Below are 11,520 nucleotides of genomic sequence, written 5' to 3'. Positions count from 1 at the left end.
GAACCTGGGAGGATCCGCGAATGGTTCGCTCGATGGCTCGAACAGCGGCACGCCTTTGACCGTCGCTGGCGAGGATCGCAACAGCCAGTACCTGTCCTCAGCGAGTGCGATCGGTGACCGTTCCGCCAAGGCCCGGCAGATTGAGCGCATCGACGCCATGATCCCAGAGGGCACGCTGATCCCCGGCATCTTGGAAACGGCGATCGTCAGCGACCTTCCGGGCCAAGTCCGGGCCATCACATCCAAGGATGTCTACTCCTTCGATGGGCGGCGTGTCCTGATCCCAACAGGAACACGCCTGATCGGGGAATATCAGTCCGAAGTTACGCGGGGGCAGAAGCGGGTCTTTGTCGTGTGGACGAGGCTGATCCGGAATGACGGCGTGTCGGTGCGCTTGAACTCCATCGGCACGGACAGCCTCGGGCGATCGGGCCTGACTGGTCATGTCGACAACAAGTTCCGTGAGCGCTTTGGCGCATCAATCTTGCTGTCGATCGTCGGAGGCGGTGCAAGCTATCTAACCGGATACGGTAGCGACTCCAGCTCCGGAAACGATGACGCCGAAAGAGGTGCTGAATTGGCGCGAGAAACGATCGCGCAGACCTTCAGCGACATGGCGAACACGGTCCTTGCCGAAAACTTGAGGATCCCGCCAACGATCAGCGTACCGCAAGGCGAGCGGATCTTTGTCTATGTTCGCCAGGACCTCGATTTCAGCGCCATGTACGACGATCCTGTCACGGAAGCGATGAAGGAGATCAAACGTGAACGTTATGGTAGGTAACACGACCGCTCATGATCCTCATTATTTCCTGAACCGGTCTCTGGAGCCCATCAGGCAATTTCTCGATGACCCGAAGGTGGTTGAGATTGCAGTGAATCGGCCAGGCCAAGTCTATGTTGAGCGTTTCGGTGCTGATCACATGGAGCATCATGAAATCGATGCTCTGACGGCACGCGAGATCGAGAACATTGGCGAGCGGGTTGCCGCAGCGACAAAGCAGTTCCTCAACGCCGCTAATCCGATCCTTAGCGCAGCACTGCCGACCGGCGAACGTATCCAGGTCGTCTTGCCGCCCGCGGCACCTGACGGTGGGTCGATCACGATCCGTAAGCAGGTTGTGCAGAATTTCTCTCTGCAGGACTACCGTGACAACGGCTCTCTCGACAAAGTCTCGGTTGCTGTCGGGGGCCTAAGCGACGTGGATCGGGAGCTGATCGCCTATCTACGCGCGGAGAAGATCTACGACTTCATCCATACGGCGATCACGAAGCGGGTTTCGATCCTGATCAGTGGCGGCACGTCGTCGGGCAAAACCACGTTTCTGAACGCGTGCCTGAACTCTGTAGAACTGAATGAGCGGATCCTGACGCTTGAAGACACTCGTGAGCTATTCCCACCACAGAAGAACGCGGTCCACCTGATCGCCTCCAAGGGTGGGCAAGGCACTGCAAACGTGACGATTCAAAACCTTCTTGAATCGGCGCTTCGAATGCGGCCGGATCGCCTCTTTGTTGGCGAGATTCGTGGAGCTGAGGCCTTTTCATTCCTTCGCGCCATCAACACAGGCCACCCGGGCAGCATGTCGACAGTACACGCCGATACGCCGCTCGGCGCCTATGAACAGCTCGCCATGATGATGCAGCAGTCAGGCATGTCCGCCGGCTACTCCAAGCAGGATCTGATGTCCTACATCCAAATGGTCATTCCGATCGTGATCCAGCTCAGGCGGGAAGGCGGCAAGCGCGGGGTTTCCGAAATCTACTTCGCACGGGATGCATCATGAGTAAGGGGCTACAAGCCTTCTATCTGTTCTTCTGCCTGTTGATCGCATTTGCCGTCTGGATGCTGGCATACGGGGCGGGGCTTCAGCTCTTCTACGGTGACGGTAGGATCCTCGAGGCGACAATCACCTCAAACCCATTCGCGCCAATACAGCAGTTCTGGGCCTATAGCTCCTCCCCTTCCCTTCAAAAAGTCGCGCTCGGCTCCGTAGTGCCCGCGCTGCTCGTATCAGGCCTCATTGCTTACCTTGGACTCAAACCTACCAGCAATCCATTGGGTGATGCGGCCTTTCAGGATCTTGCAACCCTTCGGCGCAGGAAGTGGTTTGGCAGACGAGGTCACATATTCGGCCGCATCGGGAGCAACGTCCTTCGCGCGTATGACGATCGCCACCACCTCATTATTGGCCCGACGCGTTCCGGTAAGGGCGCGGGCTACGTCATCCCCAACGCTCTCATGCACGAAGGCTCTATGATCGTCACGGATCTGAAGGGCGAGGTCTACAAGGCAACCGCCGGCTATCGGAAGCGCAACGGCAGTCAGGTCTTCTTGTTCGCGCCGGGTTCCGAGACGACCAACAGCTATAATCCCTTGGATTTCGTTCGTCCGGAGCGAGGCAATCGCACGACTGATATTCAAAATATCGCCAGCATTCTTGTACCGGAAAACACCGAATCCGAGAATTCAGTTTGGCAGGCCACAGCTCAACAGGTTCTCGCCGGCGCCATCAGCTATGTTCTTGAAAGCCCCTTCTACAAAGGGCGCAGGAACCTCGGCGAGATCAACTCCTTTTTCAACAGCGGGACCGATCTGCAGGCCTTGATGAAGTACATCAAGGAGAAGGAGCCGTACCTGTCGAAGTTCACGATGGAGAGCTTCAACTCATACCTGTCTCTCTCGGATCGGGCCGCGGCCTCGGCACTGCTTGATATCCAGAAGGCGATGAGGCCGTTCAAGAACGAACGCGTTGTGGCCGCAACAAACATGACCGACATGGACCTTCGATCCATGAAGCGTCGCCCCATCACAATCTACCTTGCCCCGAACATCACAGACATCACGCTTCTTAGGCCGCTGCTGACGCTGTTCGTTCAACAGGTGATGGACATACTTACCCTTGAGCATGATCCCAACTCTGTGCCGGTCTATTTCCTGCTGGATGAGTTTCGCCAGCTGAAGCGCATGGACGAGATCATGACGAAGCTGCCCTATGTGGCCGGCTATAAGATCAAGCTCGCCTTCATCATCCAGGACCTGAAGAACCTGGATGAGATCTATGGTGAGACGTCCCGACATTCGCTCCTTGGCAACTGCGGCTATCAGCTCATCCTTGGTGCCAACGACCAGGCCACGGCAGAGTATGCTTCCCGAGCGCTTGGCAAGAGAACCATCCGATATCAGTCTGAATCGCGCACTATCGAGCTTATGGGCCTCCCGCGCCGAACAAAGGTCGAGCAAATTCGCGATCGGGACCTGATGATGCCGCAGGAAGTGCGCCAGATGCCCGAGAACAAGATGATCTTGCTGGTGGAGGGTCAGCGGCCAATCTTTGGAGACAAGCTGCGCTTCTTTAAGACGCAGCCCTTCAAAGAGGCGGAGGCCTATTCTCAGACGCATATACCGACCGTTCCAACTGTCGATTATCTGCCACCTAAACCTGTTCCAGCGACCACGCCAGCCTATGCCAATGCAGGCCAGGAACAGGCTGAACAAGCGGAAGCGATAAAGCCTGTGACTGAGGCGAAAGCGGAGGAGCCGCGGGCGCCTGACCAGGAGGAGGCTCCAAAAGAGCCAGCGCCCTCCACCTCGCCCGCTCGTGTTGTGAATCCATCCGCCTTTGCCAACAAGAAGGTCAGCGCCGGGGGTACTCCGGAACCTGCAAAGGCAGCTGTGCCCGCTCCCGAAAAGCGCACGACACCTGTCTCAGAGAACGACATCGAAAAAGCGCACAATGATCGGGTTAGCCGCCTTAAGGAGGTCGTCGAACGGGAAGCCGCAGGCAAATCACCGCGCAAGAGGAAGAGCTTGGAAGAGCTATTCGCAGCGACCGTTCCTGATCCAATCATGGAACAGGCCGACCGCTAATTCAGGTTCAGAAGGGCCAGAAGCTCGCTGCGTACTGACCCGCTTCTGTTAGCCAAGCCACAGAAGCATGATACCAGCCGATCACGGTCCCGTAGAGCTTGATCAAGATCGCCAGGATCCCAACGCAGACCATGCCCCACACCATCATCTTGCCGACGATGTCGGCAGACTTGGGATCGTTTACTTCCACCAGGTAGGTGTTCTGATTACCGTCCTGCATGACACTTTAGCGATCACGGTCGTCCCGATTACGCTCCCTCTGTTCAACCTGTTCACGCTCCAACTCATCGAGACGAGGAATGTGCTGTTGCGCGGGATCAGTCCGAGTGGTCTCGCCGCCCCGCTGGGCCGCTTCCCAATCTCTATTTACACTTTTCTGCTGCCTATGAGTAGCGTCCACCGTCTCAGCGGGCTGGTGAGCCTCACGCTCCGCTTGCCCGATCGGACGTTCCTCTTCCAGATCCACCCTGAGATCGCGTTGGCGATCGTCGGCAGTATCCGCAGTTATCGGCTGCTTGTTTGACTTGTTTTCGTCCCCACGCTCTTCATTGCGTTCGATGGTCTCGATCTCCGCGCGCAGTTCCGGATCCTCGTTGGCAACATCCCGCAGATAGCCGTTTCCGGAAGCAGCGAGTTGAGCTGCATGATGAAGCGAAGCCTCAAGGCCCTTCTCATACTGCTCTCGGTTTTCGTCTCCGAGCTCGCCGGCTTCGATATGGGCAAGGCCGGAGCGATAGTGTTCCACATTTGCCATCGCATCATGACCAGCCTCGCCGACAGCCTCTCCATGCTTGACAACAGCCGCCTCCCACTGGAGGTTAGCATTCGTCTGCTCTTGCACCTCAGATGCCGTTCTTTCCGGCGCGGCACCACCCTCTCTGGAGACGTCGCCAGCAGCGTTTCGTCCATCCTGCTCATCAAGCCCACGCTCCTTCATTTCGAGCATCTGCCTGCGCAGATCGACAATCTCGCGAGCGAGGGAGGAAACTTCTTCGAAGCCTGACCGGTCCTCTGAACCAGCGCTGCGCTGAAGGTTGAACAGAGCCGTTTCAACCGTCTTTTCGTACGCTTCGAACTCTGGGCGTGTCTGCTCGCGCATGTCCTTTGCCTCCGACAACATGTCTCTGATTGCTACCATATTGGAGCGGTAATCACCGCCAAAATCCGCATGAATGACCGAACCAGCAGGCGCTTGATCCACTTGGGCAAGGCCGTTTTCCAGATAGGAGCGATGCTGAGCGGCGTAGGCCGCAACCACTGTGTCGCCGGCGTTGACTGCAATCTTCTGCCAGGTCTCCTGCGCTTTTAGGATGTACTGGCGGCTCCTCTGGCTCGTCGCCACCACGCGTCGACCAGCTCGCTTTGCGTCATATCGCGCCTGTGCCGGATCGCTGGTGCCTACATGCTCGGTTCGACCGTCATGCCTGACGGCGCGAACCTGATTTCGCGTGAAGGCTGGCGGCGTAGCGAACTCGCGCCGATCGGTCATTTCCATATTGATGCCGTGGTCACGCGCCTTCTCGGCCATGACCTCACGCCATTGCCGGAAGGTGGCCGGAGTCGTCTCGATCCGATCGCCCGATTCCGAACGCATGGTAACGATGGCATGGGCATGAACGTGCGGCCGCTTGCCCCCCTCCCCTGCTTCTTTCGGATCGTTCTCCGGATCGTGCATAGCGAATACGTACCGATGGCCCGCAAACTGCTCAGCCAGGAAGTCGCGAACAGCTCCTTCGAACGCGACAGCATCCGTGCCGGCACGCGCCGACATGATCACGTGCATCACGTCACGGCTCTTGCGGCTGTGCAGCTCATCCCGCCATTCCTTTTGCACCAGGTCGCCCGCAGCCTTATCATCGGCAATCGAACGACCCCGATCGTCTCGGACGTCGTTCCGCTGCGCGATCAGGTCTCGCAACTTGGCAGCGCCGTATTCCACGCCGTTGCCATAGCCTGTGAACGAGAAAGCCGCAGGGGCCTCTTTCGCAACGGCGCTGGCGTTGAAACGCTCCTGAACGATGGCGGCCGCCTTCGCGTCCGCCGTCAGCCGCTCGCCCTGCCCGCTGCGCAAAACAACATAGCCCTCGACCTTCAGCGATCCATCGTTTCGGGTTTCGACAGAGTAAGCGTAGCGTCGATCACCAAAGCCACTGCTGAGAATGTCCCGCACCTGCTCATGCGGGTCCGCGCCGCCGGAAACGCTCACCTCGACGCTAAACGCGCCGATATCGCGGCTCTCGGTCCTGTTCTGGAAAAGGTGATCCCAGTCGCCACGGAGACGCGCCAGTTCCTCACGGTCACGCAACGTCTCGCCGTTCTCGTTCTCAACCTTCAGCTCCCCCCCTCTGGAAACATAGTTGAGCATCGAGCCGACGCGGGCGCCACCACCGTAGGAAGCCAGTTTGACCACGGCTGGCTGGCTCCCTTTGGCAACGCTCGCAAGACGAACATCCATTGATCGCATAGCACCCGAACCCGCAGCCATCGTCCTCGAAGGGGATGACACGTTGAATGCCGAAGTCCTCACGCCTCCCCTAGATCCCGAGCCGCCTTTCGACATCCCAACCTGGTGCTGCAGATTCTTCAGTCTCTTCTCAAGCTCTTCCTCGACAGCGCTCCCACGGCCGCCAAGCGTCATTTCGTGCAATAGCGCCGCGCGCCTTTGCTCCCATTCGCTTGTGAAAGTGCCGAAAAAGAACTCCACGGCCTACACCTCGCCTCGGCGCTCATGCCCGGCACGGCGCGAAAGTGTCCGCAGCTCACTCATTACAGCTGCCTGAATCCGCTGGACGTTGCCAAGGTTGATGTCCAGCTCTGACGGATGGACACCCTTTCCTGCATTCAGGGAGCGGGCGACCTGATTCAAATTGATGCCGATCATCCGCATGTCTTCGAGCAACGCGGCCATGATCAACCTGTCTTCAGCAGTCAAAATGGGTCGAACGCCAGCACCCTCGAGGAGCAGCGAACGGAAAAAAGCAGACACACTCATGCCGGCCGACTTGGCCACTTCTTCGATAGCCGAATGCTCTGCATCGCTGACGCGGACGTTGATTAGACGCCCCTTGCGTTGCTTGGCTGTCGGCACTTCGATCGTGTCCTCACCCATCAGTCAATTAAGCCTTCCCGGAGCCTTGCGACCGTCATCGTGGGCTTGTCCCACGATCGCAATGCAAAATGTAAAACATTTTTGCGTATCCTGCCACTCTTAACCTAAAGCACTATCTCATAATTTCAACCAAATTCCACCTCCCGACTGGCTCCACTTCGCTTCGCACTCTTTCCGTTGGAACGCTCACCAGGGTTCACCGCCAAAACCGCTTCTGAAGGCCTTTGTTTGTCCCTCGTACTCGAGGTGACAAGGGACGCTTCGCTCTTCGCCCTTGCGCCTTCCGTGCGAGCGCCAAGTGAGGCCTCACGCGGCTCCGGGGTTCACCACTCGACCCAGACACTTGTAAAAACCACACGACTAACTCGTGTGGTCTTATCGATGTCCTAAAACGTGCGTTCACACGCATGTTTTGATCTTAACGTGCGTGTGAACACATGTTAGGTTTGCTTCGATGTGAAAATCTTAGCGACGATACTGATGTGCCGATTGAACCCACGTCGGATCGCTAGGGGGCGGGGGAACCGTTAGACTGAGAGGATCGCGCATGACAATCTGCATATCGCTGGTAAGCGGCAAGGGTGGAGCGGGCAAGACAACCGCCGTAATCCTGGTCGCTGGAGAATATGCGCTTCATGGTAAGCAAGTGCTCTTGGTCGATGCCGATGGCCGGCAAAACCTGAATGAGTGGTGGTCGCGTTCCGAGGCTAAAGACAACAGGCCAGACGGCATTGAGCTTCGCACGGCGGTAACCAACGTATCACTTCAGCATATTCTGGAGAACGAAACCGCCGGGTTTGACGTCGTGTTGATCGACTCGCCCGGTCAAGACACCGTGCTACGGGACACGATCATCGCCGGCTCGCAGATCGTTATGACGCCGATCCAGCCAAACCAAGACGAGATCCTTGCTGCTGGCCAGGCAGCAATGGACGTGGCTGACGCCTGCGATCGTACCGGGCGAAACATTCCACATCTCAACTTAAGAACCCGGATTACTCTCCCGGGGCGTTCACTGGAAGCCTACCGCCTGATCCGCCCCTTCATCGCAAACTTGCAGGAACAGGGATATGATTCATACCTCCTGGACACTGAGCTTTATGAGCGAAACCCATACCGCGACATCAGACTTGGATATGGGACGCTGCAAATGCTGGAGCTAAGCGACTCCGTCAAAAAGGCCCGGAGCGAGGTCATGGCCTTGATGCAAGAAATTGAACGTTTCCTGCCGAACGAGCAGAAGAGGTCGTAAGATGGCTAAAGGAACTTCCAGCATATCTGATTTCCCCGTTGCACCGCGACGCTCCCGGGGGAATGTACCCAACCCAATGTCGCAGCCGGCTATAGACAACGAAGCAGAAAACGCGGTCGCCAGCCATCAACCGGACGAGGTCGCTGTCGAAGAAGCTCCCGCTCAGGTACCAGCCGTTCACGTGCCCCCAAGATCAAGTTTGATTTTGCCCTCACCGGAGGCTCGCCGGGAGAGAGCGACGACCAAGTCGTTGGAGCGTGAGGCGTCCAGAATACGACTGCAGGAGCTCAAGCAGAACAAGGCGCGCGAGAGCAAGCACTTCGTCAATTGCCCTCTTGATTACGACACCAAGAAACGCTTGGAGCGCGCAGCCTCTGAGAACGACTTAAAAATGACGGTGATCGTCAAGGCCGCAATCGACCAGTTCCTGAAGGATAATGGTTATTGATCCTCGACCTTCGATTTCTGGCCGGGGTGGCCGTGGGCACCACCCTTGGATTGTTGATCAACCCTGAAGTAGCGGAGAAGGCAGGGATCGACATTCAGTCCATAAAGAGGACTATGCCTGTTATTGGTTCTTCTCCAGCCGAGCCGGTCAAACAAGCTGATTGGCCAACCACCGAACACGCGAAACGGGAGCTGTTCCGGTTTGCGATGTGGGACTTTGAGACATTTGGGCCGAAGTCTGAGATTTTGATCACGAGGTGCATCAGCATCGACCAGCTTTCCTTGGCTTGTGAAATGCGCGTGAAGCTGAGCTGGATCTCCGAAGAAAGAACGGTCGAAGGCGTCTTTCAATCCAGCGCCCATAGCTGGAACCTGATCGCTGCGAAAGCCGTGAACAGGAATGCTCCCGCTGGATCTTGAGGGTGATGGACAACGCGCCCTGGCTTGCGGATTTTATATCGAGGAGATCAGCATCCTGGCATTCATTCCCCCCACTTTTGTTAGGGTTTTGTAACTGGCGCGCAGGATGACAGTGTCTTAATGGCACGTTATGGTGCGTGATATCTGCCACAGGCGGATTTGGGGACTGAGGGAATACCGACTGTGCGGAATCTATCCGACTATATCAAATCAAGGGAACTGGTTGAGACTACAGATCCAGATTTCCAGAGACCCTTGTACCGCAAGGAGGGATTCGACGGCATAGTCAGCTTCGGCGAGATCGACGCAAAACTTTCCGCATTCCTACTCGATGAACGCGCGAAAACTGGTCTGACCCAGAGTGATTTCGCGACCCTGGCTGGTCTCGCTCGAGTGGTCTACAGCCGCTACGAACTGAACATTTCGCGACTGACCGTCTCTCGAATGATTCACCTTTCCGAGCTCCTTGGGTTCCTGCCGATGCAGATGATTCATGCCGCTGCACCTCATCTCTACGGTAAAAATCCTGAAGAGGCCGATGATCGTGTTGAACTCTTCAGACTCATTCATGACCTCCCGCATGACACCATACGCAGTTTGATCGGTATAGTTGGCCAACTGACGCCTAAGGATGTTCTTGAAGCTCGGCAAAAAGCGGAAGCGGAGGCCGAAGCACAAGCTGAGGCCGAACGCCAACGACTGACTAGAAAAGCGGCGAGAGTCAGCAGGAAAGGCCGTCCCCCTGGCCGGCCACCAGGTCGAAAATCATCCAAGGTCGATACCCCGACAGACGATTGAAGAACGGAAAGGGCCGTCAAGTGATGGCCATTTAGGAACGCGTCGTCCCTCACCCCGTTTTCCGATCGCTGTTCGCATTTGCACGCATCAGCGACATCAGCATCGGTCCCAGTCCGAACTCCCCTCCCCTCGCCCGGCGCGTGAGATCGCGGAGATATCCACCTGCCGAATTGATATGCCCTGCCCTCTCCAAGATTGCAGCCATGGCAACCGCCGCGTTCTCCGGCCCCATCACCTCGCAAGCCTCCTGGTAAGCCGACGGGCTAACACCAAGCATTGATCGTACCACCACCGCGGCGCCCATCAGCTCGCGCCAATGGGAGATCGTGCCGCCGGGCCCGTAGTCCGAAATCTGCGGGCAGGCTTTCAGGACCATCGACAGCGGGAACGCCTTCATCTGTTCCGGCTTTGCCAACGGCTGAGCAACCGCTTTGGGTGCTACTTCCAGCTCGACGGCTCCGCCCTGCTCTTTTCCAGAGCTAGGTTCAAGTTCATAGATGGATTCGGGTTTTGAATTCTGTATGTGGCAGCCATTTTGAACAGCATTGCCGTCCATATTTTGAGAATCTAACTGATTTTCCAGAAGGTTGAGGATTTCGGTGCGCAAAAGCTGCATCTCGTCGAGGATTGCCTCCACCTGGCGACGGTCAGGATTGCGGGGAAGTCGGCTGACAATGCCGACATACATGTCTTCGATGGCTTCCCAGTCGCCGTCAGCCCCCTCCTCCATCGCGGCGGAAATTAGCTTGCGTACATCACGCCGGCAGATAGTCAGCGCCTCTTTAGTTCGTCTGAACTGCAGGCGCTCAGCAGCGACTTCCTGTGCCAGTGCTGCAAGTTCCGCAGCGCGAGCCAAAAGTGGAGAAAGATCGAATCCAAAGGCCTGCTCGATATCGCCACCCTTGTCACGGTGAGCGTAGCGCTTGCCGTTCGGACTATCCTTGCGCTGGATGAGCCCGGCTTCGACCAAGGCAGCCAAATGCCGCCGCAAGGTCGTTCCGGTAATGCCGTGCGCTCTGACAGACAGCTGGGCATTGGATGGAAAGACCACCAATCCACTATCGCAGTTGAGCTCGCTCTCTGGATAAAACGTCAGCAATGCGTCCAGCACAGTCAGCGCCCTGTCCTGGAGGCCAAGGCGTTCACGGGCCTCACAGGCGTCGCGAAACACTTTCCATTTTTCGACCGGGCGGTTTGGTTTCGTCTCGGACGTCTGGAGCTGCCTCTTTACAAGAGCAAGCACAGCCGGCCGCCGCCCAAAGGGCGTCGTCACATTTCCCGTCTGCATATTCCTTCACCTTTCTTCAGGCAAAAGAAATCCGCTCACCAAAACGATGCCAAAGACTCTTGACTGGGATTCATGGAAATGCGATTCTCGATCTTGCTAGGAATTGAGAGAGGCTTCCATGACGGAAACGTTTTGGGGGCCTTTTTCTTTTGTCGCGGTCTCTCCTCTTGACCAATTAACGAGTGTCTCGATCACACCTCTTGGTGAGTTGGATCGGAATGATTGTTGTATTCGTTTAGAAGATCAGGCATTCGGTCCGCCAGCCAGCGCGCGAAAGCGCGTTCCTGCTTCGGGATTGAGACCGTAGTTCCAGCCGAATTACTCTTCATGCGGCC

The 11,520-nt window shown here is 56.9% G+C and carries 11 protein-coding genes; 7 read left to right on the top strand and 4 right to left on the bottom strand.

Annotated elements, in window-relative coordinates; translation table 11 throughout:
* The 3 genes from virB10 to RHIZ70P_RS22395 all read left to right on the top strand — a co-directional run.
* A partial coding sequence (gene virB10, locus RHIZ70P_RS22405; RefSeq protein WP_147294054.1) for a type IV secretion system protein VirB10 occupies window positions 1–784 on the top strand: 784 nt, incomplete at its 5' end.
* Window positions 765–1,787, top strand: coding sequence for a P-type DNA transfer ATPase VirB11 (gene virB11 / locus RHIZ70P_RS22400; protein WP_113460371.1), 1,023 nt, complete (start codon window positions 765–767; stop codon window positions 1,785–1,787). The genes virB10 and virB11, both read left to right, overlap by 20 nt.
* Complete coding sequence (locus tag RHIZ70P_RS22395; protein ID WP_115672780.1) at window positions 1,784–3,871, top strand: type IV secretory system conjugative DNA transfer family protein; 2,088 nt, start codon at window positions 1,784–1,786, stop codon at window positions 3,869–3,871. Before virB11 ends, RHIZ70P_RS22395 begins: the two co-directional genes overlap by 4 nt.
* 7 nt (window positions 3,872–3,878) lie before the next feature.
* On the opposite strand, the gene RHIZ70P_RS22390 is transcribed toward RHIZ70P_RS22395, so the two are convergent.
* From RHIZ70P_RS22390 to RHIZ70P_RS22380, 3 genes are read right to left on the bottom strand one after another with little or no spacing between them, the layout of a single operon-like run.
* On the bottom strand, window positions 3,879–4,091 hold the full coding sequence (locus tag RHIZ70P_RS22390; protein ID WP_115672778.1) for a hypothetical protein: 213 nt from the start codon (window positions 4,089–4,091) through the stop codon (window positions 3,879–3,881).
* A gap of 6 nt (window positions 4,092–4,097) precedes the next feature.
* Window positions 4,098–6,575: a relaxase/mobilization nuclease domain-containing protein gene (locus RHIZ70P_RS22385; RefSeq protein ID WP_115672776.1), complete on the bottom strand. Its 2,478-nt coding sequence runs from the start codon at window positions 6,573–6,575 to the stop codon at window positions 4,098–4,100.
* Between the two features lie 3 nt (window positions 6,576–6,578).
* On the bottom strand, window positions 6,579–6,980 hold the full coding sequence (locus tag RHIZ70P_RS22380) for a DUF6290 family protein (RefSeq protein WP_102022180.1): 402 nt from the start codon (window positions 6,978–6,980) through the stop codon (window positions 6,579–6,581).
* A gap of 547 nt (window positions 6,981–7,527) precedes the next feature.
* On the opposite strand from RHIZ70P_RS22380, the gene RHIZ70P_RS22375 reads away from it, so the two are divergent.
* From RHIZ70P_RS22375 to RHIZ70P_RS22360, 4 genes are all read left to right on the top strand, one after another.
* Window positions 7,528–8,232, top strand: coding sequence for a ParA family protein (locus tag RHIZ70P_RS22375; RefSeq protein ID WP_115672774.1), 705 nt, complete (start codon window positions 7,528–7,530; stop codon window positions 8,230–8,232).
* 1 nt (window position 8,233) lies between these two features.
* A complete protein-coding gene (locus tag RHIZ70P_RS23375; protein ID WP_235842320.1) occupies window positions 8,234–8,680 on the top strand; it encodes a hypothetical protein in 447 nt (148 codons plus the stop codon).
* Window positions 8,677–9,099, top strand: a complete 423-nt coding sequence (locus RHIZ70P_RS22365; RefSeq protein ID WP_115672772.1) for a hypothetical protein — start codon at window positions 8,677–8,679, stop codon at window positions 9,097–9,099. Before RHIZ70P_RS23375 ends, RHIZ70P_RS22365 begins: the two co-directional genes overlap by 4 nt.
* A 255-nt stretch (window positions 9,100–9,354) precedes the next feature.
* Complete coding sequence (locus RHIZ70P_RS22360; protein ID WP_233109146.1) at window positions 9,355–9,897, top strand: helix-turn-helix domain-containing protein; 543 nt, start codon at window positions 9,355–9,357, stop codon at window positions 9,895–9,897.
* 49 nt (window positions 9,898–9,946) lie between these two features.
* Here RHIZ70P_RS22360 and repC read toward each other — a convergent pair whose 3' ends face one another.
* Entirely contained in the window at window positions 9,947–11,185 is a 1,239-nt protein-coding gene (repC, locus tag RHIZ70P_RS22355) for a plasmid replication protein RepC (RefSeq protein WP_115672770.1), read from the bottom strand.
* Window positions 11,186–11,520: the final 335 nt, after the last annotated feature.

Origin of the sequence: Paenirhizobium selenitireducens ATCC BAA-1503 (assembly GCF_900492185.1) — a bacterium.
GTDB classification, from domain to species: domain Bacteria; phylum Pseudomonadota; class Alphaproteobacteria; order Rhizobiales; family Rhizobiaceae; genus Allorhizobium; species Allorhizobium selenitireducens_A.
Note: the sequence above shows the minus strand (reverse complement) of the source record. Positions and strands in the feature narration are given on the sequence as shown.

What these genes read in the sequence shown, in the direction of transcription:
- repC (WP_115672770.1), bottom strand. Translation starts at nt 11,185, where the DNA reads ATGCAGACGGGAAATGTGACGACGCCCTTTGGGCGGCGGCCGGCTGTG.
- RHIZ70P_RS22390 (WP_115672778.1), bottom strand. Translation starts at nt 4,091, where the DNA reads ATGCAGGACGGTAATCAGAACACCTACCTGGTGGAAGTAAACGATCCC.
- RHIZ70P_RS22375 (WP_115672774.1), top strand. Translation starts at nt 7,528, where the DNA reads ATGACAATCTGCATATCGCTGGTAAGCGGCAAGGGTGGAGCGGGCAAG.
- RHIZ70P_RS22395 (WP_115672780.1), top strand. Translation starts at nt 1,784, where the DNA reads ATGAGTAAGGGGCTACAAGCCTTCTATCTGTTCTTCTGCCTGTTGATC.
- RHIZ70P_RS23375 (WP_235842320.1), top strand. Translation starts at nt 8,234, where the DNA reads ATGGCTAAAGGAACTTCCAGCATATCTGATTTCCCCGTTGCACCGCGA.
- RHIZ70P_RS22380 (WP_102022180.1), bottom strand. Translation starts at nt 6,980, where the DNA reads ATGGGTGAGGACACGATCGAAGTGCCGACAGCCAAGCAACGCAAGGGG.